This window comes from Candidatus Bathycorpusculum sp. (assembly GCF_009778815.1).
In the GTDB taxonomy this organism is placed as follows: Archaea; Thermoproteota; Bathyarchaeia; order Bathyarchaeales; family Bathycorpusculaceae; genus Bathycorpusculum; species Bathycorpusculum hydrogenotrophicum.
Window position 1 is genome coordinate 1 of sequence record NZ_WRFL01000036.1, and the last position, 25,026, is coordinate 25,026.

31 protein-coding genes are annotated in these 25,026 nt (G+C 43.6%); 15 read left to right on the forward strand and 16 right to left on the reverse strand.

Features of this window, described 5'->3' with window-relative positions; all coding sequences use genetic code 11:
• Positions 1–1,436, forward strand: a 1,436-nt coding sequence (locus FWF39_RS07760) for an InlB B-repeat-containing protein (RefSeq protein ID WP_343382870.1), incomplete at its 5' end; no start/stop codon positions are given.
• A gap of 212 nt (positions 1,437–1,648) precedes the next feature.
• Here FWF39_RS07760 and FWF39_RS07765 read toward each other — a convergent pair.
• Complete coding sequence (locus tag FWF39_RS07765) at positions 1,649–2,050, reverse strand: PIN domain-containing protein (RefSeq protein WP_343382871.1); 402 nt, start codon at positions 2,048–2,050, stop codon at positions 1,649–1,651.
• Positions 2,041–2,271 carry an AbrB/MazE/SpoVT family DNA-binding domain-containing protein gene (locus FWF39_RS07770; RefSeq protein WP_343382872.1) on the reverse strand — a complete coding sequence of 77 codons (231 nt, stop codon included), beginning with the start codon at positions 2,269–2,271 and terminating at the stop codon, positions 2,041–2,043. Before FWF39_RS07770 ends, FWF39_RS07765 begins: the two co-directional genes overlap by 10 nt.
• A gap of 606 nt (positions 2,272–2,877) precedes the next feature.
• On the opposite strand from FWF39_RS07770, the gene FWF39_RS07775 reads away from it, so the two are divergent.
• A complete protein-coding gene (locus tag FWF39_RS07775; protein WP_343382873.1) occupies positions 2,878–3,213 on the forward strand; it encodes a hypothetical protein in 336 nt (111 codons plus the stop codon).
• Entirely contained in the window at positions 3,192–3,617 is a 426-nt protein-coding gene (locus FWF39_RS07780) for a hypothetical protein (RefSeq protein ID WP_343382874.1), read from the forward strand. The genes FWF39_RS07775 and FWF39_RS07780 overlap by 22 nt, the downstream gene beginning before the upstream one ends.
• A 54-nt stretch (positions 3,618–3,671) precedes the next feature.
• Here the strand turns inward: FWF39_RS07780 and FWF39_RS07785 are convergent, their stop codons facing one another.
• Genes FWF39_RS07785 through FWF39_RS07805 form a run of 5 tightly spaced genes read right to left on the reverse strand, consistent with a single transcriptional unit; the run spans position 3,672 to position 6,643 of the window.
• Complete coding sequence (locus FWF39_RS07785; RefSeq protein ID WP_343382875.1) at positions 3,672–4,289, reverse strand: hypothetical protein; 618 nt, start codon at positions 4,287–4,289, stop codon at positions 3,672–3,674.
• Positions 4,255–5,376, reverse strand: a complete 1,122-nt coding sequence (locus FWF39_RS07790) for a ParB N-terminal domain-containing protein (protein ID WP_343382876.1) — start codon at positions 5,374–5,376, stop codon at positions 4,255–4,257. Before FWF39_RS07790 ends, FWF39_RS07785 begins: the two co-directional genes overlap by 35 nt.
• Positions 5,363–6,262, reverse strand: coding sequence for a hypothetical protein (locus tag FWF39_RS07795; protein WP_343382877.1), 900 nt, complete (start codon positions 6,260–6,262; stop codon positions 5,363–5,365). Before FWF39_RS07795 ends, FWF39_RS07790 begins: the two co-directional genes overlap by 14 nt.
• Positions 6,249–6,389: a hypothetical protein gene (locus FWF39_RS07800; RefSeq protein ID WP_343382878.1), complete on the reverse strand. Its 141-nt coding sequence runs from the start codon at positions 6,387–6,389 to the stop codon at positions 6,249–6,251. Before FWF39_RS07800 ends, FWF39_RS07795 begins: the two co-directional genes overlap by 14 nt.
• Positions 6,390–6,409: 20 nt before the next feature.
• Positions 6,410–6,643: a hypothetical protein gene (locus FWF39_RS07805; protein WP_343382879.1), complete on the reverse strand. Its 234-nt coding sequence runs from the start codon at positions 6,641–6,643 to the stop codon at positions 6,410–6,412.
• Between the two features lie 96 nt (positions 6,644–6,739).
• On the opposite strand from FWF39_RS07805, the gene FWF39_RS07810 reads away from it, so the two are divergent.
• A complete protein-coding gene (locus FWF39_RS07810) occupies positions 6,740–6,973 on the forward strand; it encodes a hypothetical protein (RefSeq protein WP_343382880.1) in 234 nt (77 codons plus the stop codon).
• A 108-nt stretch (positions 6,974–7,081) separates the two neighbouring features.
• On the opposite strand, the gene FWF39_RS07815 is transcribed toward FWF39_RS07810, so the two are convergent.
• From FWF39_RS07815 to FWF39_RS07825, 3 genes are all read right to left on the reverse strand, one after another.
• A complete protein-coding gene (locus FWF39_RS07815) occupies positions 7,082–7,267 on the reverse strand; it encodes a hypothetical protein (RefSeq protein ID WP_343382881.1) in 186 nt (61 codons plus the stop codon).
• A gap of 148 nt (positions 7,268–7,415) precedes the next feature.
• On the reverse strand, positions 7,416–8,339 hold the full coding sequence (locus tag FWF39_RS07820) for a hypothetical protein (RefSeq protein ID WP_343382882.1): 924 nt from the start codon (positions 8,337–8,339) through the stop codon (positions 7,416–7,418).
• 406 nt (positions 8,340–8,745) lie between these two features.
• Complete coding sequence (locus FWF39_RS07825; protein WP_343382883.1) at positions 8,746–9,333, reverse strand: methylated-DNA--[protein]-cysteine S-methyltransferase; 588 nt, start codon at positions 9,331–9,333, stop codon at positions 8,746–8,748.
• 225 nt (positions 9,334–9,558) lie between these two features.
• Here FWF39_RS07825 and FWF39_RS07830 point away from each other — a divergent pair, with 225 nt between their 5' ends.
• From FWF39_RS07830 to FWF39_RS07840, 3 genes are all read left to right on the forward strand, one after another.
• Complete coding sequence (locus tag FWF39_RS07830; protein ID WP_343382884.1) at positions 9,559–10,437, forward strand: hypothetical protein; 879 nt, start codon at positions 9,559–9,561, stop codon at positions 10,435–10,437.
• A gap of 393 nt (positions 10,438–10,830) precedes the next feature.
• Positions 10,831–11,541, forward strand: coding sequence for an archaeal proteasome endopeptidase complex subunit beta (psmB, locus tag FWF39_RS07835; protein WP_343382885.1), 711 nt, complete (start codon positions 10,831–10,833; stop codon positions 11,539–11,541).
• A gap of 76 nt (positions 11,542–11,617) precedes the next feature.
• Entirely contained in the window at positions 11,618–12,244 is a 627-nt protein-coding gene (locus FWF39_RS07840) for a TIGR00296 family protein (protein ID WP_343382886.1), read from the forward strand.
• Here the strand turns inward: FWF39_RS07840 and FWF39_RS07845 are convergent.
• Positions 12,241–13,287, reverse strand: coding sequence for a glycosyltransferase (locus FWF39_RS07845; RefSeq protein WP_343382887.1), 1,047 nt, complete (start codon positions 13,285–13,287; stop codon positions 12,241–12,243). The two genes, FWF39_RS07840 and FWF39_RS07845, sit on opposite strands and share 4 nt — an antisense overlap.
• A 51-nt stretch (positions 13,288–13,338) precedes the next feature.
• Here FWF39_RS07845 and nadC point away from each other — a divergent pair, with 51 nt between their 5' ends.
• On the forward strand, positions 13,339–14,340 hold the full coding sequence (gene nadC, locus FWF39_RS07850) for a carboxylating nicotinate-nucleotide diphosphorylase (RefSeq protein WP_343382888.1): 1,002 nt from the start codon (positions 13,339–13,341) through the stop codon (positions 14,338–14,340).
• 24 nt (positions 14,341–14,364) lie between these two features.
• Here the strand turns inward: nadC and FWF39_RS07855 are convergent, their stop codons facing one another.
• The 3 genes from FWF39_RS07855 to FWF39_RS07865 form a co-directional block, all read right to left on the reverse strand.
• Positions 14,365–14,955: a hypothetical protein gene (locus FWF39_RS07855; RefSeq protein WP_343382889.1), complete on the reverse strand. Its 591-nt coding sequence runs from the start codon at positions 14,953–14,955 to the stop codon at positions 14,365–14,367.
• A gap of 290 nt (positions 14,956–15,245) precedes the next feature.
• Positions 15,246–15,908, reverse strand: a complete 663-nt coding sequence (locus FWF39_RS07860; RefSeq protein WP_343382890.1) for an RlmE family RNA methyltransferase — start codon at positions 15,906–15,908, stop codon at positions 15,246–15,248.
• Positions 15,856–16,299: a transcriptional regulator gene (locus tag FWF39_RS07865; RefSeq protein ID WP_343382891.1), complete on the reverse strand. Its 444-nt coding sequence runs from the start codon at positions 16,297–16,299 to the stop codon at positions 15,856–15,858. Before FWF39_RS07865 ends, FWF39_RS07860 begins: the two co-directional genes overlap by 53 nt.
• An 81-nt stretch (positions 16,300–16,380) precedes the next feature.
• On the opposite strand from FWF39_RS07865, the gene kae1 reads away from it, so the two are divergent.
• The 3 genes from kae1 to FWF39_RS07880 are packed head-to-tail and all read left to right on the forward strand — an operon-like array spanning position 16,381 to position 18,696.
• Positions 16,381–17,439, forward strand: a complete 1,059-nt coding sequence (gene kae1, locus FWF39_RS07870) for a KEOPS complex N(6)-L-threonylcarbamoyladenine synthase Kae1 (protein ID WP_343382892.1) — start codon at positions 16,381–16,383, stop codon at positions 17,437–17,439.
• Positions 17,427–18,101, forward strand: a complete 675-nt coding sequence (locus FWF39_RS07875; RefSeq protein WP_343382893.1) for a Kae1-associated kinase Bud32 — start codon at positions 17,427–17,429, stop codon at positions 18,099–18,101. Before kae1 ends, FWF39_RS07875 begins: the two co-directional genes overlap by 13 nt.
• Positions 18,079–18,696 carry an XTP/dITP diphosphatase gene (locus FWF39_RS07880; protein WP_343382894.1) on the forward strand — a complete coding sequence of 206 codons (618 nt, stop codon included), beginning with the start codon at positions 18,079–18,081 and terminating at the stop codon, positions 18,694–18,696. Before FWF39_RS07875 ends, FWF39_RS07880 begins: the two co-directional genes overlap by 23 nt.
• Positions 18,697–18,941: 245 nt before the next feature.
• Here the strand turns inward: FWF39_RS07880 and FWF39_RS07885 are convergent, their stop codons facing one another.
• Complete coding sequence (locus FWF39_RS07885) at positions 18,942–19,556, reverse strand: hypothetical protein (RefSeq protein WP_343382895.1); 615 nt, start codon at positions 19,554–19,556, stop codon at positions 18,942–18,944.
• 287 nt (positions 19,557–19,843) lie between these two features.
• The gene (locus FWF39_RS07890; RefSeq protein WP_343382896.1) at positions 19,844–20,203 is read right to left on the reverse strand and encodes a hypothetical protein; all 360 of its coding nucleotides are present in this window, start codon (positions 20,201–20,203) and stop codon (positions 19,844–19,846) included.
• 326 nt (positions 20,204–20,529) lie between these two features.
• On the opposite strand from FWF39_RS07890, the gene FWF39_RS07895 reads away from it, so the two are divergent.
• The 4 genes from FWF39_RS07895 to FWF39_RS07910 all read left to right on the forward strand — a co-directional run.
• Positions 20,530–20,970 carry a 30S ribosomal protein S15 gene (locus tag FWF39_RS07895; protein WP_343382897.1) on the forward strand — a complete coding sequence of 147 codons (441 nt, stop codon included), beginning with the start codon at positions 20,530–20,532 and terminating at the stop codon, positions 20,968–20,970.
• A gap of 82 nt (positions 20,971–21,052) precedes the next feature.
• A complete protein-coding gene (locus tag FWF39_RS07900) occupies positions 21,053–22,525 on the forward strand; it encodes a DHH family phosphoesterase (RefSeq protein WP_343382898.1) in 1,473 nt (490 codons plus the stop codon).
• Entirely contained in the window at positions 22,503–22,748 is a 246-nt protein-coding gene (locus tag FWF39_RS07905; RefSeq protein WP_343382899.1) for a KEOPS complex subunit Pcc1, read from the forward strand. Before FWF39_RS07900 ends, FWF39_RS07905 begins: the two co-directional genes overlap by 23 nt.
• 592 nt (positions 22,749–23,340) lie before the next feature.
• A partial coding sequence (locus FWF39_RS07910; RefSeq protein ID WP_343382900.1) for an InlB B-repeat-containing protein occupies positions 23,341–25,026 on the forward strand: 1,686 nt, incomplete at its 3' end.

Genomic DNA, 25,026 nt, shown 5'->3' on the forward strand with positions numbered 1-25,026 from the left:
ATGGTGTGTTTGTTTTTGCTGGTTGGGATGTTGTTTTTTCTGGTGGTTCTTCTGTGTTGGGTGTTATTGGTTATGAGATTCCTGTTGGTTCTTATGGTGATGTTACTTTGACGGCTACTTGGGATTCTGTGGTGCATAATTATTCTATTTCTTATGTGTTGAATGGTGGGGTCGATGTGGCTGGTAACCCCTCTTTGTATACTCTGCAGAGTTTACCGCTTGCTATTGTTGACCCGACAAGAGCGGGTTATGTCTTCTTGGGTTGGACGGTGCAATATAGTACTGGCCAAACTGTTGATATCATACGGGATTTTAGTGTTCCAGCAGGTACGGTTGGTGATATTGTTTTGATTGCTAATTGGCTCAAAGAGGTTCCTGTGGAACAATTCACTGTTACCTACAATGGTAATGGTCACACAAGCGGAACTGAACCCATAGACAGTAACAGTCCTTATAGCAGTGGAGGTCAGGTGACTGTGTTAGGTCCAAATAGTTTGAGTCGCACTGGCTATACTTTCCTTGGCTGGGCCACAAGTTCTGATGCCAACACTCTCGAGTGCCTTGTTGATTCAACCTTTACCATAGCTGATAATGTAGTGTTGTATGCGGTATGGGAACAAAATGTTCGATATAGTGTGAGTTATCAGCCGGGTACACAGGGTACCTTTTATGAACAAATCACTGATAATCTCTCCTATGGTGATCTTACTCCCGAAGCACCTGAAGTGACCAATGTAACTGGTTGGATATTTGCCGGATGGTCCCCAGTACCAAATACAACTGTTACCGGTAATGCGGTTTATGTGGCCCAATGGGACCGCGAGATGCTTAGAGTGTGGTTTGTGGATTGGAATGGACAAATTTTAAAATCTGAACTTGTCCCCTATGGAGACACAGCATCTGCACCTTCTAATCCATACCGAGCGGGCTATACTTTTACCGGCTGGAGTCACAGCTTTTCTAATGTAGTCTTTAGCATGACTGTTACAGCACAATACCGATTAATAGGCTCAGTGACACCCACACCAACGGTGAAGCCGTCTCCAACCGCTACACCCCCGGTGACTGTGACGCCTTCTCCAACGGCTCCGGTGACTGTGACGCCTTCTCCAACGCCACCTATTAGTAGCGATGGGAATTGGGCTTTTGTAAATTTGTTGCTAAGTGCCAGCGGTGCTATACTGGCTGGTTTGGGCATTTTTTGGGTACTGTTGCGAAAAACTGATACACAACAACAGCAACCGCACCAAACTATGTGGTTAGTTGCGGTATTTGTTTTGGGTGTAGTGGGGCTTGCGGTATTTCTGTTTACCTCGGACCTGAGTCAGCCAATGATAATGATAAATAATTGGACCGCTCTAGAAGCTGTTATCTTTATAGTGCAAATTGTCTGTCTCGCATTGGCATTTAAACCCAAAAAAGTTGCCGTCAATTAAGAAAAATTATGCTTTCGCTCGCCCTTTCCCAAAAATTGCTTGGGGGGGGAATCTCTATTTTGTAGGTTACGGGTTATGTTATGGGCCTGCATAGTGGGTATCTGAGTTATAACTCTCTCTGGTTCAGTTTGATGATCACAGTCGGCGGGGTATCAACAGTTTTCTCTATGTTTAGAAGGGCGTAAAGAGCATCTGTTGTGAGGATGTACGCTTTAGGTTATCCATTTGGTTTTTACGTTAAGCATTTTATAGTGTGGGTCATCTGTTAGGACGTATTCAGCGTCGCCGCTTTTTACATATGACGCAACTAAGGCATCTGTAATGGGAACGTTATGGTGAGTTAGTAGCAGTTCTCCGGCAATGAGTGCCTGTTTTTCGCCTAATTCTACAATTTCTAATCCTTTTTCTTTTAAAGCTCTTAACCGGTTTTTTGCGGCTTCTTTGTCTATTTTTGTGCCTGCCCCTTCTATGAACTCTGTCAGAACGATTGTTGGTGCAAAAAGATGCTTTCGGAGTTCGTGTTCAAAAAACAGCCTTGTTTTTGTGCTTTCTTGGATTGTTGGGAATTCTAAATGGATTAACCTTCGTGTGTCGGTTATGCTTGTCAACGGCATCTTAGCCTTAATGCATCAAGTTCATCGAGGAGTTTTTTTTGTTCGTCTTCACTTACAGGTTCGCGTGGTTCTAGAGGTGGTAACGGTTTGAGTGTAATCTGCATGTTTTCTGCGGTGATTTCCAAAATGGTGCCTTCTTCAATTCCAAGTTCCTTTCTGAGTTGCTGGGGGATGGTAACTTGGCCTTTGTGTTTAACTCTGACGTGGGACAACTTTGTCATAGTTAGACTTCATATAGTATGACTTAAAAGTTTTTTGTACGCAAATCCTGTCTTATGGAAACTATTTTAATTGTTTGTTATGTTCTGTTTAACATTATTTAGTGCTTTATCGTCAGTTGTGTTGTTTTCTGCTTTCGTTTTGCGGATAAACAATTGATTGAAGTTTTGCTATGTTAGGGTGATATTGTGTTATGTGTTTTTATTATACTGATTAATTAGTTGCCAGACCCCGTAAATCGATTCTGTGATAACTTTACCTGTTGATCTAGTCTTCTAATTTTTTAACTGCCTGTTCAGCAAATGGTTGAAGTGCATTTAAAAATTCTTAAAAATTTATTTGTGGGTTGAATATGCATACTAATACATGTAAAAAAGTATCTGAACGTAAATTTATCGTGCGATTTTCAAATTTTTTTGTTAAGTATAGTTGTAAAGCAAAAGCGTGGTTTAGACGAATCTGTACAATTGTAAATCCTAAAAAGCTTCTGGAGCGTTAAACCGTTGATATTACCGTCGTCTTCTCTACCGCTTTTTGGTTTTTTGGATCTTGACGTATTCTTTGTGATCCTTTTGTTGGTTCCTGCTACTTTGTTGGTTCACCTGTTTTTGCCTCTTGTTCGATCTGAGGGTCCTGAGGAGCAGGCCAGAGCTCAAAAAGTTTTAGTGGGTTGTATCATTGCGGGTGTGCTTATGGCGGTTGCTAAACCCATAGCCTTTTGGGTCACTGGCTGGAATGCAACCCAGCAGCAAGGTCTGCCAACTGAGTTGCTCAGTGCAGTTGACAATCTCTTGCAGTTATTGATGTATATTGGCGTCGTAGTCGTCATTGCGGGTATAATCTATGGTGGAATACAGCTCAGTCACATCAACTCCAACAAACCAATAACAACTCAACCAATCAACCCTAACGGGTCAAAAAGATGTTGCTCCAAGGACTACTGATCCAAATAGTAGTCATCCCCGCCTTTTTGTTCCTCTCAGTTTTTCTCCCCCAAACCCAAGCCCTATTTATCCCCATCTGGCTTGCTTGCTTGTTCTTTGACCTATCCTCAACCTGCCAGTTTTATCTAGAGGACCCCAACAAATTCCAAATAAACGAACGCAATAAACTCTTTAGCGGTCTCACAGAAAAATTTGGTTTTAAAAAAGCGGCGCTTATCTTTCCAATAGCTATCGAGATCCCGCTGTTGATGTTTTTTGCTCTGATACCTCTGCAGATCCTCCAGTTCTATCTGTTCTCCAACACATCACACAATATCGTGGCCTGTATCACCGCAAGCTTTGGTATATCTGCCATCGGCCATCTTCAAGCAGCCACCAAAAATACTCTGCGTAGCCGCCAATGACATAGTTAGGTCAAAACACAGAACTAACACATGTGTTTTGCCAAAACTATGTCATCATCTCAAAATGTATTTTCTTCGGCCATCATATTTTCCAACTCGTGTCCGCTCAAAGTTATGTTTTTTTAGCATCCGACCCAGTTTTGTGTTGTTCCAGTGCTTCTCAAATTCTGCTCTGTTAGCAAATCTCTGCCTTGTTTGTTGCCATAGCTCTTCGCGAATTTGTCTAGTTGTAACTTGGTTAGTACCCATGGCTCGAAGTTGAGTTAATGTTTCTTCTAATTCTTGGTTGTCTTTTTTTGAGCTTGTTTTTTGATATTGTTGTAGTTTTTCTGCCCTAGATCGTCCAGGCGAGGTTAGACTGTAAAAATTGTATCCATAACCTCTTGGATCTGATATGGCGGTGTCTTGTTGGGCGATCAACATGGGTTTGATGAAACCTCTTTTTGTTAGGCGACCGATTGCTTCTCTGAACTTTTTTTCTTCTTGAAATGCACGCTGATATTTCTTTGAGAGTCCACAGTTATAGTTTATTTCAAATTCTTTGTAGACATCAAGCCAAATGGGATTGGGTTTCCCTTGGGGTTCATCACTTCGTAGCATCAATAAAAGCAGACTTTTTTCTCGTCTGCCCAGCCTGTTAGCTGAACCATGTGACTTCTCTTGTGTTCGCATCCAAGATGCCTTCTCTTGGGGGTTTGCATCGTCTACAGAAAATCTGTTTAGTATCCTGCTCATCGTAGTCTATAATAAATTCCTGATCTGACGCACATTTTTTACAATGCACCTGAAACACACGTGGTTTGAGGTCTATATGTTCAAACAACAAATTTTGTTTCTGTATAACAACTGTGAAGTTTTTGAAATTAACGCGGTAATGATGCCCGCATTCACAGTTATAACTAAGCTCTATTAGCCGGGCATGTTGCCATTGGGCTTCTCCTCCATCTGATGTTTGTCCTGTATTTGCATCTGTTCTCGATAGGGGATTGTTTAGGGTTAGTTCCCATCTATTGTTTGGGTCCAAATTTGTTGGTATGTTTGTTTGTATGTTGTGATCTTGTTCTGTGTGTGCATCCAGTCTATGGGCAGTTAGATCTGACAGCAGGGGGTTGGTAGCTTTTTCTGGGTAGTACTTTAGGTTTTGATTATGGTGTGTTGTTTGATTTTTTGCCAGTATAGGGTTTAAAATCTGCAACAGTGCCTGAGATGCTACGGGTGTTTTGAATTTTTCCACTAAACTTTCTTGTTGCGAGGCAGGGAACAGGGAAAGCAAATACAGTTGTTCTAATGTAATTTCAGGGTATTTTTTTAGGGCCTCTTCAAGTGTTAGGCGGGCTTCAAAAATCAAATTTTCAAGTGAGAGCAACCACTCTATCTCTTTGTTTGAAAGTGCATTTTGATATGCTTCTTTTAGGTTTATCCCTGTGTCTTGATCTTTTTTTACTATGTCGTAGAGTTTAAACCAGTTTAGGTGTCCTCTCCATCGATTATAGCTGACACAGAGGGTCCTTGTTTGTATGTCATCGGCTTCGCGTTCGATGGCGTTTATGGTTTCCCAGTTGAGTTCTTTTGCAATCGTCCAGCGTTGTTCTCCATCAACCAGCTCATAGCTATCCTTTATTTTTCGTACTACCACTGGCGGGGTCTTTTCTGGGCCGTCTTCGCTCATTCTTTGTTTGAGTTTCTGTTTCTCTTGATCACCTAAAACGTTACAGTTCCAGGGGTTTGCCCTGATTTGGGTTAGTCTAAGTTGTAGCATAGGCATTTCTCTCAAAGAGGCAGGTGCTAAATTTGATGGCGGCCCATTCTTTGGGCAGGGTGGTTGTGTAGTGTGTGTAGGTTTCTGATAGTTTTGATAGGCGGCCTGTTCCGGTGTTTGCTATTTGGGCAAGGATTTTTTTGTGTAGTTGGTTTGCCAGCAGGTTGTCGGCGGCTAGGAGTGCTGAGGCGGCGACTAGGCTTGTTTTTCGGTTTGTTATAATGCCGGGGTTGGTTTGAACAATTTGGATTGCGTAGCCGCTGATTTTGTTTGCGTAGGCGCTGTTGATGATGTGGTTATTTTCGAGTTTGGCTGCTATTTGGTTGATGTGGCCTGTGACAAGAATGGTGTTGGGAATTCGGTTTTCGTTTTTTATAAATTGGCCGATGCGTTGTTCAATTTTCATTAGATTTTTGATTTTGAGAAAAGGCTGGAGTTTTTTGATGTATTGGTCTGCACTTAGGGGGTAGTTGGTGCGTTTTATGGCTGTCCATATCGCCCAGGTGGTCAGCTCAGTTCGTGTTAAACGGATTTTGCGGGTGTTTGGTTGCTGTTGTTGTTTTTTTATTTGGCGGCGGATTTTTCGTACATAGTTAATTGCCAGTGGTTCTAGGTTGTGGGGGAGTTCTAGTTTTTGGATTATTCGGTTGATGTCATGGGCGGTGCTGAGTTCAAGGTGGTGTGCGGCTTCTGTTTCGGTGCCTACTGCGGTACTGGTGTATACTATGGGGTTGGTGGGTTCTGTTTTGGGTATGCGTTCTGTCGGCGGGGCGAATTCGGTGTTGCCCAATACTAATCCGCAGGTTATGCATACTCTTTCTCCATTTGTATTATCGTCTCTGATGTTTTTGCTGCCGCATTCGATGCATTTTTCAAATTCGCTCACTGCAGACCTCCTTTGAGCCGATACTGATGATGTTTTTGTTGGTTGTATGGTTGGGGGTTATTTGGTTTGGCGGGGTTGGGTTGCTGTGGTTTTTGGGCAGGGTTTTTGTTTGGGTTTGGGGTTTCATGTGGTTGTTGTTCTCCGGTTTTAGTTTGGGGTGGTTGGGGTTATGTTTGGCTGGGGGATGGTGGGTGGTTGGGTTTTGGGGATGTGTGTTTTTCGTTGTTTTATTTCTTTGTATGTGAGTTGCATTGCGTATCGAATTGCTTCGCTGCGGGAGGTGTGGGTGTTTTTGGTTGCGGTGTCGAATTGTTGTAGAAAGGTTTTGGGGACAAGGAGCCATATTTTTGATAAGTCCATGGTTTTTTGTTTATTCTTCAACTCTCTCACACTCTCATATGATATGTGATATTTCATATAATAATAAAGATATAAACACACATACTACTGGCAATAATGTATTGAATATACCATTATATGATCAAAAAGAAAAAAAACAAATATTGTCTCAAACTATCATGCGACAAACCCCCAACCCAGCAATTAAAACCTGGCGTCTTCTGCAAAACACCAACACTAAGCGATACAAACCAAATGCCTGCCAATAATATGTCCTCAAAGTTTGTCTCATCAAAAAACAAACTCTCAAGCGTCATTCTTGTATGGCCCATAAAAACTGGAAGTGATGGAGAGATAAGCAGAACCTTGTGATGTGCACACCTGTTGTTTGTTGCGGTGTTTGCCGTTGCTGTTGTTGTTGCTGGTCAAACCGCTACTTCTTGTTGCGGAATCAAAAAATGACTGGTGTGCCAGGTGCTGTTAGGCGTTTTCGGGGTTTATTATTTTCTGGTTTTGTCTTCTTTTTTCGGCTTTTAGCACAAGGGTCATGCCTGCTCTTATTGCTTCATTTCTGCTTGCATACAGTCCCGCGATTTCTCGATCAAATTCCTCTAGGAAATTTGACGGCACATGAAGCAGAATTCTTTTAATTCTTTTTCCGCTCATTATTTTTCCCTATCACACTCCTATGGTATAATATTATTGTATGTCCCATGAAACTATGTTGGATTTAATAATTTAAAAGAATTATTTCGCTTTCCGAGTGTTTCACGAGACTTGATATATCTATAAATAAAATAATGTGCCTCGACAATCACTGCCCCAAAAACGCCCTCACCGAAGGTTTTCTAAGATAATGCCAATTGACAATGACCCAAACAATCCCGACACCAAAAAGCCATCCAAAGAACAGTTCATAAAAAACATGATCATGATAACCCCCTGTTAAATGTACAAATAAAGACAACCCGCCATAGATACTGTTGATTATTAACACCATCAGGGGAATTCCTAAACCAAATTTGTACGCAAATGCTTTACCTCTAACTAACCCGTAGCTAGTTAACACTTGTAGACAACCCACACCCAATATGGTTATGCCATACGTCAAAACTGCGTGTGTGCCCAAAACATTTGTTATATCCACGACATAAAACCATGAATGAGTTCTCTGTAACGTTGAATGAATGATTAACAGCCCTGAAATAGGCCAAACTGTGGCCATAAGGGTTAAACCCCTTAATCCTATGGGTTGCTTGCTTGTATGGTGTTTTCTTTGTGTGTAGCTTTTTACTGTGAGTTGTATTGTTTCACCTATCCAAAATGCGGGAACAAAGGCAAGCATAAACAGCACTAAGGGTTGTCCAGTTCTAAATATGCTACTAAACCAGCTTGCATAATTGAGATGGAACGTATACGACCCTAAAATTTGCCAAAATAAAATAATTGATCCAATTAATGTATATATTGTCAATCTATTTTCTATTTTATATAGATTTATTTCCATATTATCTGTGAATGTTATTCTTAATATCTCACCTATCACAACCGCCGGAACAAAGACCAGCATAAACCCAGTTAAACACAAATAACCCACCGATACGCTGTACCCCTGAATTGTTTTATCCCAGCCCATATTGGATACAAGATCAAAAAAGGCCGGCACAGCCAAAAATAACCCAATTGACCCCGCTGATAGATATATCCACAATCGGGTTTTGTAACTTTTAAAATCCATACCTAACCCTTACTAGAAACGGCATTACATCACACAAGTATGCACCGATAATCTTGCGGGGACTATTCTCTTGATCCTTAAATTTAAAGCACAAAAATTCTCCAAACCCCAAACTACAAACCATCCTCCTCAACAAGAGACTGCATACTTATCTTCTGCTCATACTCCCACATTTTAAGACCCAACCGTTAGTCCATCAAGCAAACAGAGCACCATTAACTCAAATAATGAACACCCTATCACTACATAATCACCACTTTTGTGGGGCTATATCTGTTTTGGTACAAACCCTTACCAACCAAACCAAACAACTATAACTGCTTATAGCCGCATACTATTTGCCAACCACCTACATAGCCAAACTTGCCCTGATGATGGTCTGCATAGAACTGCTGATTTAGAAAGATTAGCAGTACTTTTTTACGACTGTTTCAGTTGGAAAAACTTTGAGCACCCCTTTATCGATGTTGATTTCTCTGTGTTCACTGTAACCGCGTTGTTCACGTCTTAGTAACTCAAGTTTTATCCCACAACCGCCTGCACCATAACCGCCCAATCCAAAATCTGACTTTACCACCCGATGACACGGTATGATAAGCGGAAACAAATTGGATGCCATAACATTTCCCACCGCTCTAGCACCTCCACCCACAGCTTTAGCAACCGCCCCATACGAAGCAACATACCCCACAGGTATGGCTGAGACCGCCCTCAACACACTTTGACTATAAATTGGCAAATCAGTATCCGCTAAAATAAAACTGTATTCAGGGGTTTTTCCATCATAGAACTCTTTTAATGCAGCAAACAAGGCACCAATCTGCTGGGTTGGCTGCGTGAACACCTCAAAGGGTTCTTTTGCTGCCAAACTACCCCGTATGGTATCTACTGCGGTTTTCTGATCAGAGCTAAGAGTCACCCCTAAAATTTCTTCACCACTAAAAGCAACTGCAAAACAGACACCATCAGCACTTTTAACGTAAACCTTAATCACACAAACCACAAGTGAACATACCCCTGATCAATGTTAAAGCTTACCCAAAACACTCTGCTAAAAATGGTAACCAAAACTCAAAGTGGTAACCACCATTGTAGTGTTGGTAGCATTTACACCGGTGTTGGTGTCCTGATTTTGGTTGCGTTGTTGTCAGTAGTGTTTGTCTATTGTATTGCAGTAAAATACATATCCAGTCAGGAACAAATCCTCAGGGAGTATGGCATGAAAAAAATATTGGGCATATTTCTGTTTGTCATGCTATCTATCGGATTGATTATAGCCGGTATTGTATGTATGGGTGAGGTACAGGCTGAGACAGCTCTAAAAAAGCCCGATATCCTCGATTTTACTCTGCGCTTTGTAGATAATTCCTATGATGTGGCTCCAATTTATTCAACTGATCCCTTCACTGGTGAGACGGTACTATCCAAAGAAGGCTACCGTGTAGAAAATAAAACAATCGATGTGAAAATAAAAAACCAGTCTTTCAATCGTTATGTAGATTCACAAGGCAATCACATTTTGTTGCAGTATGATATTCGTTGGAAAGGACATTTTGACGATTACTGGCACGAGTACAGTTCTAGAGACAAAGGCTATTATTTAGGGGCTTCAAATCAAATAATGGATGGCAGTTCTTTGTTGTATCCAAATGCACCCTATACAGAGATAACGTATTTTGGAGGTACCTACAGAGAAGATAGTGATAGAATTTGGTTAGGTAATGTTCCTGATGGGGGAAAGATAGATTTTCAGGTTCAAGCATTTATTGGCTACTACACTCGTGTTGAGGTTCCGCCAGATTTATTCTCACCTAGAACAGGTGAGCGGCTGGTTTTTACGGGTGAGTCTAGTGGTTGGAGTAAAACAAAAACTATAACCTTTGGGGTGAGTGATGGTGAAAATCCGGATAATACTCCGTCCAGTCCAAGTCAGCCTTCTGGGCCAAGTCAATCTAGCTCTCAATCGGAAGTAACAATAGGCGGATTTAACTTGACTGAGCTTGGCTTGTTGATAGCTTTATGCTCTGTTGTAGTAGCTCTAACCAGTGCACTTATGTATAACAGAACAAGGGGCAAGCAAGGATTAGTTCGAAAATAGCGTAAATTATTTTGTCCACCTGATTAGAGTTCTCCCTATCAACCCCGAAGCCTAATGAGAAGAATTAACCCGAGATAATGTAAACTGTACCGTCCGATAATTGCGCTCAGCCGTTTCAGTTGCTTTAGCGCCGTTAACACCATTTGTTTGTAGCCCATATTGTGGTTGTCTTGGTCTAGTTTTCTTGTTTTTGTGTTAGGCTTGTGTTGATATAAAAAAATATCGTGTTGTCGTTATTTGTTTCACTGTTTTGTTTCTATATGTTACTGGTGGGGTTGTGGTTTTTTGTATTTGATTGTTTTTCTTGTCTGAGTTTTTGTTTTCAACTTGATTAATAGATATAAGTAACCTTAATAGATTGTCTTGTGTATTAAACTCGAAAAGGCGATAATTATGGACGGATATGGATCACAATTCCCTCAGTTACCACAAATTCCACAAATCCCACTTATGCCGCTGGTACAAGCTCCCCCAGAGCAGCAGGCGCAGGGCAATCAAGCCCAGCATGGAGCCGGTTGGATGCCGGGCGCCACCACCGTCGGTGTCGTCTTCCAAGGTGGCGTTCTCTTAGCAGCTGAGAAACGAGTTACCTATGGCGGCTTTATCATGAGCCGAAGCGGCAGAAAAGTCTTCAAAGTCACCGATTGTATCGGTGTTGCCTGTGCAGGTCTTATTGGAGATATGCAAATTCTTGCTCGTGAAATGGAGGCTCAAGCTAAACTCTACAGCATGGATGTTGGCCGACCCATAAGCGTACGCAGCTCAGCTAAACTCTTAGCAAACGTACTCTTCAACCGCCGCTACGCCCCCCTTATCACCCAAACCATCGTGGGCGGCTTAGACGAAGAAGGCCCCTCTATCTATATTCTTGATGTGTTGGGTTCTCTTATCCCCGACAAATATGCCGTAGTGGGTTCTGGTACCGAAACAGCCATGGGGGTCCTCGAAGAAGGTTTCAAAGACAACCTCACCCTAGAAGAAGCCAAAACCTTGGTTACACGTTCAGTCAAAGCAGCCATCAACCGAGACGCCATGAGCGGCGACGGCCTAGACTTTGTCATAATAACCAAAGACGGCATCACCGAAGAATCCACAAAATTCTAACCTCCTTTTCTCTTCTTCTTAATTTTAAGTTAATTTAATTATTTTTAGTGTCAATCACCACCGGGCGGGGATGTCTATGTCGTTTGAACTTTCCGATTCAGAAGGCGAATTTCTTGTTCATACAGCTCGAGAGGCTGTTAAGCTCTACTTAACTGATGGCAAACGCATCCAACCCCCCAAATCCTCACCCAAGTTGCTTGAAAAATGCGGCGTATTTGTTACCCTTAGCACCCTGAGTGCTGGGGGTGAGAAGGATTTGCGGGGATGCATCGGCTATCCTTATCCCACAAGTCCGCTCATAGAGGCTGTTATTGACTCAGCTCTAAATGCGGCCACTGAAGACCCGCGCTTTGAACCCCTAACAATTGCTGAATTAGATCAGGTGGTTTTTGAAGTCAGCGTTCTAACTCCTTCTGAGCTGATCCAAACCACCAACCCCAAAGAGTATCTAAACAAAATCAAAGTCGGCCAAGACGGCTTAATCGTCCAGCATGGTTGGCATAAGGGTTTACTTTTACCTCAAGTGCCTCTTGAGTGGGGTTGGGACGAGGAGGAATTTCTCTGTCAGTGCTGTATCAAAGCTGGTTTACCTCCTGATAATTGGCTCACCAAAGACGCAAAACTCTACAAATTCCAAGCCTTAATCTTTGAAGAGCAAACTCCCAACGGAGCAGTCAAACGCCTAAATCTAGCGCCTGTTTAGCCCAGTGTTGTTTTAATGATTTCTATGGCTCGATCTAACCCGTGGTATCGGCCTGAGAAGTGTGAGAGTGCCTCTGCGTTTTTGGTGTAGCGGTCCAGCTGGGTTTCTAGTTTGTTGACGGCTGTTTGGAGTTGTTTTTGATTTTTGGCCACGAGGCTACAGTTCATATTTTCTAGTTTTGCGGCGTTGCCTAGCTGTTCGGGTTGGGTGGGGATGCAGATGGTGGGTTTGCCGTATTTGATGGTCTCAAAGCAGGTGGCATGGCCTCCGCTAAAAATCACAAATTTAGCATCACGCATAGCCTCGGCGCGTTCTTGGGGGGTGAGCCAATTGTGGATCTCACAGTTGCCTTTTTTTGTGGTGGTTTTTTTGCCCGGCGTGCCTAGGCTGATAATGACTCTGTCCTTTACTTTCTCAAGTACTGGCTGAACCGTTTTTAGTAAGCGACTGCGGGTGCCAATGGGTCCGCTGATGGGTACAAAGATATGTTTTTGCTCACCTTTGATGGGTTGTGTGTCAAAAAATGAACCCACATATTCGGTTCTATCAGCTATACCTAACTGTTCAATATTGCCAATGCTGTACTCCGATACCGTGTAGGGCGGAGGATTATCGGGAATGATCACCTTTTTACACACCCGATAATAGCGCTCAATAACGCGCTCACCCGGACTTAGAAACGAAGCAAAACCGTAGCTGGGCCGAATCAAATTCTCCACATAAACCGCAGGAATCCTCCAATTCCCCGCTAAACGCAGTGCATTTATATCCCCATCAGCAATAAGACCATCCGGCGCTATGCGGCGAATATTTTCCCGCAAATCATAGTACCGATGAATCGTCTCATAAGCATTAGAATTCTTTATCTCCAATTTCCCCCGTTCCCCATTAAAAAGCGGCAAAGGCAAAAACAAATTCAACAACGACGCAGACGCCAAAATCCCATAGGTATTCTCATACCAAGAAACCGGCGTAACCCGCCCCACATTACCAAACTCTCCCGCAAGCAACTCATATGCGCGACCACCGCTAAAAAAAAACAATTCATGCCCCTGTTGCTCAAGCCGTTTCCCTAACACAATAAGACGCGAAACATGCCCCAACCCAAGCTCAGAACAACACAACAACAAACGCATACACCCATAGTACATACACAACTATATTTGAATAACCACCGCCCACTCCCCAAACACGGAAGCATTTTAAACCTAAACAACCACATAAAAACCATGTTCATGCCCCGACAAATCGTGGAACAAAAACTCCTCAACTTCCTAACCGACGACATAGGCCAAGGCGACACCACAGCCACCACACTCATCCCCCCCAACCTAATTGCAACCGCACATGTTATCGCCAAAGAAAACGGCACCCTAGCCGGCCTAGAAGAAGCCACCATACTAGCAGAAGCCCTAAACCTAAAAACCCAAACCCAAACCCATGATGGCCAACAAATACACAAAAACCAAATCCTTCTCCAACTCACAGGACACGCCCAAACCATCCTCGTCGTCGAACGCACCCTGCTAAACCTCCTCTCACGCATGAGCGGCATCGCAACCCAAACCCACACCCTCACCCAACAAATACAAACAAACAACCCCAACAACAACCAAACCATCCGCATTGCCGCCACACGCAAAACCGCCCCCGGGTTACTCTACTTTGACAAAAAAGCCGTTCTCATAGGCGGCGGCGACCCACACCGACTCCACCTAGACGATATGGTGCTGATAAAAGACAACCACCTAGCCCTTAGCGGTAGCGTAGAAGAAACCCTCAAAAAAGCCAAAACAACCACCTCCTTTAGCAAAAAAATCGAAATCGAAGTCACCACCTCCCAAGACGCCCTCAAAGCCGCCGAAGGCGGCGCAGACATTATCATGCTAGATAATTTCTCCCCAAAACAAGCCAAAGAAACCGCCCAAACATTACGTCAAGCAGGCCACACAAAAGTCCTGCTCGAAGTCAGCGGAGGCATAACCCCACAAAACCTCCTCGAATACGCAAACGCAGACATCAACATCATAAGCATAGGCGGACTAACACATAGCGTAAAAGCCCTAGATATAAGCCTAGAAATAATAAAAACCTAAAAAAATAAAAATGAATTGCTCACGTTAGAGTTGAAGCGATATTGTGGCTGTTTCCACAATGGCGCCTATAACCAGCAGTAAAGCGGCGATTCCAATGAATATAATGAACCATTTGAGTTCACGTTTCCATTTATTTTGTAGTATACGGCGAAACATCCACAGACTCTCGGTCATACCGATTGCATAGGTTATAAACTCGAGCAGAAATACGGCTGCTACTCCTATGAGAACCAAAACTATGGTTGTTGTTGCTATAGAAACATCAGGTGTTGCCGTTGCCGCACCGCTTGCCATCTGTACCTCAAAAACCGCTCTGAAGGCTTGTCCGGTGCTAAAGAGAATAAACATACCTATGAAAAACCCAGCAATGGGAATAAACATAAGCAGACATAGTGAAAAGTTGTTTACGAAAATATCTAAATTCAAGGTACCCTGCGCTTGTCCCTCAGTAACGGTTTGATTAAGCTGGTTGCTGATGATCTGGGCGGTTTCAGGGCTGACTGGAACCAGAGCACCAATTAAAGTTACCATCAAAGACAGTATAAACACTGCAAATATGGAATAGCCGCGTTTGCGTCTTGGCGAAGCCTTAAGCCAGAACTGCGGATACTTCATAATTTCACATCTGCTCTGTCACAATTTTAAGGGCAACTACCCTCTCTAGATAATTAGAGGGTTCAGACAATTTAACCTTTACCAAACTCTTCACACACGGTGTGTGGGTGTTACTGGTGTTGGGTTTGTTTAGTGTGATGTTTTTTGTGTGTTTGGTGTGTTTTTTGGTGTTTTGTTGTTGTAGTTTAGATACTTTAGTCTTTTAAACAGAGCAACAGTTGTTGTTGTTTGGTATAATACGTCGCGTGTTGTGTTTAGTGTTTGGACTTTTTAAAAGAAGAGAAGGTTGTTTAGTCTTCTTCAGTTTTGTTGGTTTTTGTTTTTAGGCCCAGGGCTAGGATGTATTCTTCGGAGCTTTTGGCGCGGCTTGCTTGTGGTTTAACGACGCGTACTGATTCAAAGTTGTCTTTTATGTCTGTGGTGAAGTCGTTTAGGAGGTCACCTTGGAAGACTTTGACAAAAAAGTTGCCTCCTGGTTTTAGGATGCGTTTGGCAATTTTTAGGGCGTTGCTTGCGAGGTCGATTTGGCATGCGTGGTCGACTTCCCATACGCCTGTTACGTTGGGTGCGGCGTCTGAGATGACTACGTCGGGGGCTCGGGGTAGAAAGGAGAGGATTTGCTCGGTGATGTTGGGTTCGGTTAGGTCAGCGACTATGGTGCGTATGTATTCTTGGGTGAAGGGTTCGATGGGTTTGAGATCGACACCTAATACAAAGCCGTGTTTGCCGGTCATTTTGCGTGCGGCTTGGATCCATCCGCCGGGTGCAGCTCCTAGATCTACCACGATGTCGTGTAGTTTTATGAAGCTGTATTTGTTGTTTGCTTGGACTAGTTTGTAGGTGGAGCGGCTACGGTAGTTTTCTTCTTTGGCTTTTTTGTAGTAAAACTCGTTTTTGCGCTCACGGATCCATGCTTTCGGCGTCGTCGTCATCCTCTGAGGGGTTAGATTCATCTATTGGTTCGTCGGGTTCTTGGCTTGGTTTGGTGGGTGTTTCTTTTCCAAGGTTTATAATCCACTCGGTGAGTCGGGGGCAGCTTTTGGGTGAGATGGCTGTGGTGGGGTCGCATCGTGCGTTGTCGGGGCAGAGCAGGCAGGGGCAGTCAATTATGGTTTCAATTGAGGCGGGGAGTCTTTTGGGGTAGAGGCGATAGGTCCATCGGCCTTCTTGGAGTTCTTTTTCTCTTCGAATCAGCCCTTTTTCTTCTAGTTTGATAGAGACGCGGCTACCTTCACGGCTGCTGGCGCCTAGTTCTCGCCATAAATCGGATTGAAGCACACCCTGATAACCGGTGTTTACAACATAGTGGAGTGCTTTCTGTTCAAGGTCGTTACGCTTTGGCATTTTGTTATCAGTTCCAATAATACAGTATTATAAGCTTTGGATGAGATAAAAATATGTATCCCCAAGCGGCTGAGAAATCGTATGGTTAAACCTGAACACCCCGATGGTAAATATTGCTTAGGCATTGAATCCTCCGCAGATGACTTTGGAGTGGGTATTGCATGTTTTGATGGCACTATTTTAGCCAACCCCTCCGATAGCTACCTCCCCCAAGAAGGCGGAATTCACCCACGAGAAGCCGCCCGACATCACGCCGAGGTCGCCGATAGTGTATTGCAGCAAGCCCTAACTCAAGCCAACATCAAACCAAACGAATTAAGCTGTATTGCCTTCTCCCAAGGCCCCGGCTTAGGACCAAGTCTTCGCACAGGCGCCACCGTCGCACGCGCCCTAGCAGCCTATCTTGAAATTCCTTTGGTTGGAGTTAATCACTCAGTTGCACACATCGAAATCGGTAAACTCACAACCGGTACCCAAGACCCCCTCACACTCTATGCCTCAGGCGGCAACACTCTGGTAACAGCCTACACCGCAGGACGTTACCGAGTTTTTGGCGAAACCCTCGACATTGCCTTGGGTAACTGTCTAGACGTTTTTGGCCGCGAAGTTGGCCTAAAAGCAAAAAAAGGCCTGCCCATAGGCGCCGCCATAGAACAATTAGCACAAAACAGCCAACAACAAACCCTAATCCCACTGCCCTATGTGGTCAAGGGTATGGATCTCTCCCTAAGCGGCCTTCTAACAGCTGCAACCACAACACTCCAAAACCAAAAAACCCCTTCAACCTGCCCAACCCCCCCCTATAGTTTGGAGGACATGTGTTACAGTCTTCAAGAACATGCTTTTGCGATGGTTAGTGAAATTACTGAACGTGCCTTGGCGCACACGGAGAAAAAAGAGGTTTTGCTAACAGGCGGGGTAGCCGCAAACAAACGCCTCCAAACCATGCTCTCACTTATCGCCGAGGAGCACAATGCCGCCTTTAGTGTAGTCCCCAAACAATACGCAACCGACAACGGCGCCATGATAGCCTGGACTGGAACACTAGCCTACAAATACGGACTGATTACCCCAATTGCTAAGAGTATGGTCAAACTGCGCTGGCGCGTAGACAAGGTGGATGTACCATGGATACAGTAGACAAAACCCCACAAACCTATCTGATCAAAAAAGGCGCCGAAGCCAGTCTCTTTCTCACAAACTGGTACGGCAAAAAAGCCATCATCAAAGTTCGGATCCCCAAAAAATACCGTCCCCAAACCCTAGACCAACAAATCCGCCGCTACCGCACCATCCATGAACCCCAACTGATGCATCATGCCAAAGCTGCCGGTGTAGCTACCCCGCTTATCTATATGATAAATGTGCCAAAATCAACTATTATTATGCAGTACATCCAAGGCCCCCAAATCAAAACCCTGCTCAACAACAATAGCCTCGACAAATCTACTCAGCATGCTCTCTGTCTGCAAATCGGTAAATCAATTGCACGCCTTCACAACTATGGTCTAATCCATGGCGATCTCACAACCTCTAATATGATCCATGCTCCAAACGGTCAAATCTACTTCATAGACTTTGGTTTAGGCGAAAAAAATATGGAACTTGAGGCTCAGGGGGTTGATTTGCATCTGTTTAAGCGTGCGCTTCAGAGCACCCATTTTAGCTTCTGGGAAGACTGCCTAACAAGTGTACTATGCGGCTATAGCTCCATCAGGGGTGTTGTGCTCTCTGAAAAGGTTTATGAGAAAACCCGTCAAATAGAGAGCCGAGGACGCTATGTTGAAGAACGCAAACAATGACTTCCCCCTGAGGGGTAAAATGGTTTTTTTCGCAACTGCCAATATTCACAAATTTAATGAAGCCCGTTGCATCTTGGGCAACTTGGGAATAGGGATTGGTATGCTTAAACTCAAAGGGGATGAAATCCAAAGCGAGAGTCTTCAAGAAATTGCAGAAAAAAGCGTCCAAAGTGCCTACAAAAAATGCGGTCTGCCCATTATTGTAGAAGATGCAGGGTTATTCATTGATGCCCTTGAAGGTTTCCCTGGACCCTACGCTGCCTACACATACAAAACCATTCATAACAGCGGTATTCTCAAACTCATGGAAAACAAAACAAACCGCAATGCGGTCTTTCAATCAATCATCTCCTACTGTGACAATCAAACTCTTCTGGATCCGATAAGCTTCGCTGGTCAATCCAGGGGTATTATTACCACACAAGAACGTCAAGAACAAGGAAAAATTGCCTTTGGGTTTGATCCCATCTTTCAACCCAATAACAGTTCTAAAACCTTTGCTGAAATGACTCTGCAAGAAAAAAATTCTTATTCTCACCGTGCAGAAGCACTCAACAAATTTGCTCAATGGTATAAAAGTGGCCTCGCTCCGTAGCTTGGCTGGTTTGACTCTTTTTGCATTATTTTTTTCCAGGTCTATAACTACAGGTCTTCTAAGTGTGTTTAGAAATTTACAGTTGCCTAACTCAGGTTTACCCAGTAGGATGTGGCATAAAAAATGAACCTAACCTTTCTGCCTCAAACTTGTATCTGTTATGGTCTGATGAGTTTTGGAATTTAAATGCTGGAGCACGATAATCGAGCAGTGGATTGTTTGATGGCTGGTGGGTTGCGTGGTTCTTAGGCTGTTTGTTTCTGTGAATCTGAGTTGCTATAGTCGTTATTGGCTGTTTCCATGTTTCTTATTATTTGCTGATAAAATATTGGAATGGATAGAATGGGGATCATTACAATTATAGCTGTGGTGAGGAGTACAACAAAAAAGGCGTTGCCTATATTAAAAATCCATAGCGTCAATGGAATTAGTGATCCAACACATAAATTAAAAAGTACATAAAGCACTAGCGCTTTGTGTGTGCCCCATTGTTTTACAATTTTAAACCAGCCTTCCCACATAAATATGTCACTAAACTTGAGCGGTTTAGCTGGATCTATTTTAGTGGATGCGTTTTCTGCTTCTCGAAGGCTTGCTTCAAAGAATTTAGAATAGTTTGTAAAAACAAGAATTGCCGCGGTTGCAAAGAATCCTCCAGTTACAACAAGGGGTATTATAGGTGATGGTGCAAGTGGAGCAAAAGATAGCGATACACCCGCTAACGCCATTAGTATGCATGCGAGGCCGCCTATTTTGTAGATTTTCTCTTTGAGTATGTGTCCTCGGATAATTCCAATGGCGGCGATTGCAATAAAAATGGCTGCTCCAAATATCATTAAAGATGAGAAGAAATTGGTCATAACCGCATCTTCTGCTGGAGGCTGAGGCGGGTGTGGAAGGAATCTATCAATAGAACTGTTGTGGGTTTACTCATTTAGCAGGCCTCTACATATAACCTGTTTATCTGTCCTTTATCTTTCACGGTAGTTGCAGGCTGTGTCTCTTTTGATGCTTCTCTTTAGCGGCTTGATTGCGTGTTTAGTGGATTGTGGTTCTTTGTTGATGTTTCTATATTTTTGTATGGTTCTCACTTGATTGTCGGTGTTGGTTTTTTTTTGGTTTGTGTTACTGTTGTGTTTGTTGTTGGTTATGGGGATGCGATGGTGAAGGTGGTGGTTTTGGTTTCTTTGAGGTTTCCGTCTGTGTCGTGTACGTTAACGGTTAGTTTGTATGTTGCGGTTGCGCTGAGGTTGAGGGTTGTTTCTTCTGTGTAGGTGGTGTTTTGGTATTTGTTTATGCCTTCTATGCTGTAGGTGATTTTTGCGTTTGCATCGTTTGTTGTGATTTTAAGTGGAATGTTGGTTGTTTGGTATTCTGTGTTTTCTTCGGGCGAGAGAATTTGTATTTGGGAGTTTTTTGGTGCTGCTATGGTGTAGTATTCAAATAATACTAGACAGGATACTAAGCCAACAGCAATTAGGATGATTAAATATTTCAAGTATCTCATATCTTCACACCTAATACACACCTAATACACCTGGTGTATTTGTTTTTAGGTTTGAATAAATTACTGTAACAGAAAGGGGCATATTAAACTTGCTTTTCTGCGATCGATCCGCCTTTTATGGGCTGGATGATATTTAACAATAAGGCAGGTTTATGTTGCTATTTTCCTATTTGGCTCTGTTTTATCGGCGGTGCTAAGGGTATTGTTTGGCGGTTGACGGGTTCTTGGCGGCTGTTTGTTCTCTGAGATTGATTGTGACGTGTTGCTTGCATTAGTTACTTTTAAATATGTGTGCAGTGTGGTTTAGGTGCACAATAGGTGTAACGATGCCAAAGCAAGAAAAAGGAAAGTCTCATTCAACTCGGCCAGTAAGCAGACGCCCTCCAAGCTGGTGCAAATATCAGCCTGAAGAAGTTGAAGCCTTCATCATAAAACTCGCCAAAGAAGGTCACAATACAAGTTCCATAGGCACAATTCTGCGTGATCAATATGCCATTCCATTGGTTAAGCCCATTATTGGCAAAAGTATAAGCGATACCCTAAAAGCCGCAAACCTCGCACCAAGCATGCCTGAGGACCTTGCAAACCTCGTCAAAAAAGCACAGGGTCTCGCCGTCCACATGGACAAAAACAAAAAAGACCTTCACAACAAACGCAACATGCAAATCATCGAAGCACGCATCCACAAACTCAGCCGCTACTACAAACGTGAAGGCGTAATCGACAAGAAATTTAAATACGAAGCAAAAATCGCTTCCGTAACTTAATTTCTTTAACCAACATTTTTCACTCTTATTCTTCTACACCAGCTTTAAATCCCTCAATTCTCACTTTTGAGAAGTGATTTACATGGCCGAGCCTCAGCCTGAAAATATCTCAAACTTTTTAACCCAAGCCCAAGAAGCCGCAAAAATCATCAAAGAAACCACCCAAAAAGACGGCTTCATCAGCTGCTTTAGCCACCTAGACGCCGACGGCGTAGCCGCCGCAGGCATCGTGGCAAAAATGCTCCAACGACTAGACGCACGCTTCCGCATCCGAGTCATGCAATGGGTCGATGACAAAATCATCACAGAAATCACCTCTGATAAACCCCAACTAGTTATCATGTCAGACTTTGGCAGCGGCTACCTAGATCTACTCAACGAAAAAATCCCCAACAACAAAATCGTCATACTAGACCACCACCAAATCACCGGCAACCCCACCACCAACCCAAACATTACCATGCTCAACCCCCACACCTACGGCATTGACGGCGCAACCGACATCAGCGGCTCAGGCGTAGCCTACTTCGCCGCCAAAGCCCTAGACCCAACCAACACAGACCTCTCCCCCATCGCCATAGTAGGCGCACTGGGCGACATGCAAGACAAATATGAACAACGCAGCATGAGAGGCCTAAACGAAATCATCGTCAACGACGCCATCAACGCCGGATTACTCAAAGTAGAAAAAGACCTCACCTTCTTTGGCAGAGAAACCCGCCCCATCCACCGCATGATAGCAACCACCACAAACCCCTTCATCCCCGGCCTAAGCGGACAAGAAACCCAAGCCCTCAACTTTATCACAAACCTAGGGTTTCCCATCAAACAAAACGACAAACTCCGATCCCTCTGCGACCTAGATCCCCAAGAACGCAAAACCCTCTGCTCAGCCCTAGCCGACTACCTGCTCTCAAAAGGACTCCACCTAGAAGTCGACAACCTCATCGGATGCATCTACATCCTAACCAAAGAAGAACCCAACACCGCACTTCGAGACGGACGCGAATTCTCAGTACTACTCAACTCAACCGGCCGAATGGACCACCCAAGCCTAGGCATAGCCATATGCATGGGCGACCGCAAAACCGCCCTAGAAGAATCCAACAAACTCCTCGAAGACTACCGCAAAAACATCAACAAATACCTCACATGGGTCCAAGAAAAACCCGAACGCCTCCAAGAACACCAAAACATCTATGTCATCTACGGCGAAAACGCCATAAACGAAAAAATCATCGGCACCGTCTCAAGCATACTAGTCTCCACCCTAACCAACAATCAAAAACCCCTCCTAGCATACGCCAACATCGACGCCGAAAAAGTAGCCAAATTCTCCGGCCGAACCACCGAAGCCGCGCTCACAAAAGGCATCAACCTAAGCGATGTAATGCGCCTAGCCTCTGAAACCCACGGCGGCAAAGGCGGCGGACACAACATAGCCGCAGGCGCACAAGTCCCCATAGACAAAATCGAAGCCTTCATAAAAACCGCCGACGAACTCGTTGGACGACAACTAAACGGTGAAAAACTTGCAAGCAACAATAACCCTTGAATACCCAAACCAAAAAACAGCCCAAGCCGTCGCCAAAGCAATCTCACCCGACAACCTAAAAACACCCCACGGATTACAAATCCAAACCCACAAAGAAAACAACAAAGTCCTAACCGAAATCACCTACGAAGGCAAACTCTCCACCTTCACAGCAACCATAGACGACCTGCTCTTTTGCGCTTCCACAGCAGAAAAAACCCTCAAAACAATCAAGCAAATCTAAATGGGCGACAACTGATTTGGACAGTTTCTTAATAACCTGCAATAATAGCAATAATACCCATTAAATTGCAAGGATTATCACCGATTTGGCGCCTTGCAGAAGCCAAAAACTCGGTCGTGTTTGCATATTGCATTGCAATAAACTACATCCAATACAGAAACATAATCATATGGGCGGTATGGAATGAAAAAAACATTTGCAGTATTCCTGATGGTTCTATTAGACTGTGAGTTCAGTCGAGCTTTTTTAAATATAAAATTTAATAAACGTCTATTTCTATCCAAATATTCTATTTATTTGAATAAACAAGTGTGTTAAATCTAAATTGAATATTCTGGCTTAATTTGCACTTGTTTTGTCCTATCTCTAAATGTTTGCCGATTAACTATCTGTTCTGTTTTTTGCTGTCTAATTGTTGAATTCTCTGTCTAATTATTGAACACTTTGTTCGCACACTTAGCATTAAACCACATTATTTCAATACCTAAGCCGGGAATAGACTATGTTTAATCAAAACCTAAACAAACCTATGAGGCTAAATTCAGCCAGAAAGGCAATAACAGCAATACTGATAATCAGTATGTTGATTTGTGTGTTGCAACCGATAGTTTTTGCAGCAAACCAACCAACACAAATAATCGTTGATGAAAATACCACATTAGAAGACGCGGTCAATCAAGCAAACAGCCTAGATGCCGCCATCATTAAAATAAAAACAGACAAAACTGTAACAAACACCATTGTCATTACATCAAACATAGCCATAATCGGTATCAATGGACAACATACCATATCAAACTGCAAAATTCAAGTAAAAGACGGCGGCAAACTCACCCTAGGCGATGGCACAACCGCTGATCTATTGACGATTTCAGGCACTATAGAGGTCACAGACGGAGAAATTAACATACAAGATGGCATAAAAATAACCAGCAGCGGCGCCACAGTGAATTTATCTGGTCCAAAGGCAACCGGCACAATAAACGGCGGCATACTTAACGGCAACACAGCACTAAATATGGAAAAAGGCGCAAAACTAAGCGAAATAAGCGGAGGAGAATTTACAGGTAAACAAGATGCTCTTCATATAACCGATGAAGAAACATACATTGACATTATTTCCGGCGGAGCATTTTATCAGACAGACACCACCGTTACCCTCCATGGCCACGCCGTTTTCGTACAAAATGAAGCCCAAATAGGCGAAATCTCGGGAGGCTACTTTGAAGCTGTTCGCAACTGTGCATTAGTCGTAATCCGCGGCGCCTGGATCAATGAAATCAGCGGAGGCGAATTTGTAGCCACACGCCGAGGTACAGTTCAAGATGGAGATGATCCAGATTCATGGAATTCAGTGCTTCGCATCGAAGCCGAAAAAAACGCTAAAACGGGCGTCGGTACAATTTCTGGTGGGCTCTTCACTGGCGGAGCACGCTTTGGCATACTGTTGATAAATTATTTTGGATCCACTGCCGGCCCTCGGATTGATCTGATTTGTGGCGGCACCATCCAAGGAGCTGGTGTTGGCCTCCAACCGGATGTGAACAGTTATGTAGGTGAAATATCCGGAGGAACCATCACTGGCGGCCAAGGCATACTAAATGCAGGCACCATCGACAAAATCAGCGGAAATGCGAAAATAAGCGGCACAACCTCATATGGCATCTACAACTATGAGAGCGGCAAGATCAATGAAATCTGTGGCGGCACAATCAGCTCACGCGATGAACGAGGTATTGCGAACGCGGGAACAATCAATCTGATTTGTGGTGGCACAATCATTGGCGGTGGTCTCTATGGTATTACAAATCGTGGAGTAATCAATCTGATTTGTGGTGGCACAATCATTGGTGAACAAAATGCCATCTATAACTATGTAACATATACAACCGACAAGGGGGTTCTTGAGACCATTACGGGCGGCGTTTTCTGGGGCAAGACGGGTAGCGCAATTATTTTGAACTCTAATTTGCAGCTTGAGCCGAATTTAAGTGCTAATCGAGGGTTGGGCCGCTACCAGTCAGGAAACGGACGCATTTTCAACAATGAGACTCTGGTGACATATCCATCAGGTTACTTTATGAGTACACAAACAACCCCTGTGGAGAGTATTTCAGATGTTGCATTTAGATATCTGACACTGGATGATAAGTATACTATTGAGTATGAGTTAAACGGAGGTCTTAATGATGAAAACAATCCGTCGGCATATGATGAAACAGACCTTCCCCTGCTAATAGTTGATCCAACTAAAGCAGGTTATGACTTTCAAGGTTGG

Excerpts from the sequence above, each read along its gene's own strand:
- FWF39_RS07815 (WP_343382881.1), bottom strand. The coding sequence starts at position 7,267 with ATGAGCGGAAAAAGAATTAAAAGAATTCTGCTTCATGTGCCGTCAAAT.
- psmB (WP_343382885.1), top strand. The coding sequence starts at position 10,831 with ATGGACGGATATGGATCACAATTCCCTCAGTTACCACAAATTCCACAA.
- FWF39_RS07855 (WP_343382889.1), bottom strand. The coding sequence starts at position 14,955 with ATGAAGTATCCGCAGTTCTGGCTTAAGGCTTCGCCAAGACGCAAACGC.
- FWF39_RS07790 (WP_343382876.1), bottom strand. The coding sequence starts at position 5,376 with ATGCTACAACTTAGACTAACCCAAATCAGGGCAAACCCCTGGAACTGT.
- FWF39_RS07875 (WP_343382893.1), top strand. The coding sequence starts at position 17,427 with ATGGATACAGTAGACAAAACCCCACAAACCTATCTGATCAAAAAAGGC.
- FWF39_RS07840 (WP_343382886.1), top strand. The coding sequence starts at position 11,618 with ATGTCGTTTGAACTTTCCGATTCAGAAGGCGAATTTCTTGTTCATACA.
- FWF39_RS07900 (WP_343382898.1), top strand. The coding sequence starts at position 21,053 with ATGGCCGAGCCTCAGCCTGAAAATATCTCAAACTTTTTAACCCAAGCC.
- FWF39_RS07880 (WP_343382894.1), top strand. The coding sequence starts at position 18,079 with ATGTTGAAGAACGCAAACAATGACTTCCCCCTGAGGGGTAAAATGGTT.
- FWF39_RS07830 (WP_343382884.1), top strand. The coding sequence starts at position 9,559 with ATGAAAAAAATATTGGGCATATTTCTGTTTGTCATGCTATCTATCGGA.
- FWF39_RS07895 (WP_343382897.1), top strand. The coding sequence starts at position 20,530 with ATGCCAAAGCAAGAAAAAGGAAAGTCTCATTCAACTCGGCCAGTAAGC.
- FWF39_RS07885 (WP_343382895.1), bottom strand. The coding sequence starts at position 19,556 with ATGACCAATTTCTTCTCATCTTTAATGATATTTGGAGCAGCCATTTTT.
- FWF39_RS07780 (WP_343382874.1), top strand. The coding sequence starts at position 3,192 with ATGTTGCTCCAAGGACTACTGATCCAAATAGTAGTCATCCCCGCCTTT.
- FWF39_RS07785 (WP_343382875.1), bottom strand. The coding sequence starts at position 4,289 with ATGCGAACACAAGAGAAGTCACATGGTTCAGCTAACAGGCTGGGCAGA.
- FWF39_RS07865 (WP_343382891.1), bottom strand. The coding sequence starts at position 16,299 with ATGCCAAAGCGTAACGACCTTGAACAGAAAGCACTCCACTATGTTGTA.
- kae1 (WP_343382892.1), top strand. The coding sequence starts at position 16,381 with ATGGTTAAACCTGAACACCCCGATGGTAAATATTGCTTAGGCATTGAA.
- FWF39_RS07800 (WP_343382878.1), bottom strand. The coding sequence starts at position 6,389 with ATGAAACCCCAAACCCAAACAAAAACCCTGCCCAAAAACCACAGCAAC.
- nadC (WP_343382888.1), top strand. The coding sequence starts at position 13,339 with ATGCCCCAACCCAAGCTCAGAACAACACAACAACAAACGCATACACCC.
- FWF39_RS07765 (WP_343382871.1), bottom strand. The coding sequence starts at position 2,050 with ATGCCGTTGACAAGCATAACCGACACACGAAGGTTAATCCATTTAGAA.
- FWF39_RS07810 (WP_343382880.1), top strand. The coding sequence starts at position 6,740 with ATGATCAAAAAGAAAAAAAACAAATATTGTCTCAAACTATCATGCGAC.
- FWF39_RS07890 (WP_343382896.1), bottom strand. The coding sequence starts at position 20,203 with ATGAGATACTTGAAATATTTAATCATCCTAATTGCTGTTGGCTTAGTA.
- FWF39_RS07770 (WP_343382872.1), bottom strand. The coding sequence starts at position 2,271 with ATGACAAAGTTGTCCCACGTCAGAGTTAAACACAAAGGCCAAGTTACC.
- FWF39_RS07820 (WP_343382882.1), bottom strand. The coding sequence starts at position 8,339 with ATGGATTTTAAAAGTTACAAAACCCGATTGTGGATATATCTATCAGCG.
- FWF39_RS07860 (WP_343382890.1), bottom strand. The coding sequence starts at position 15,908 with ATGAATCTAACCCCTCAGAGGATGACGACGACGCCGAAAGCATGGATC.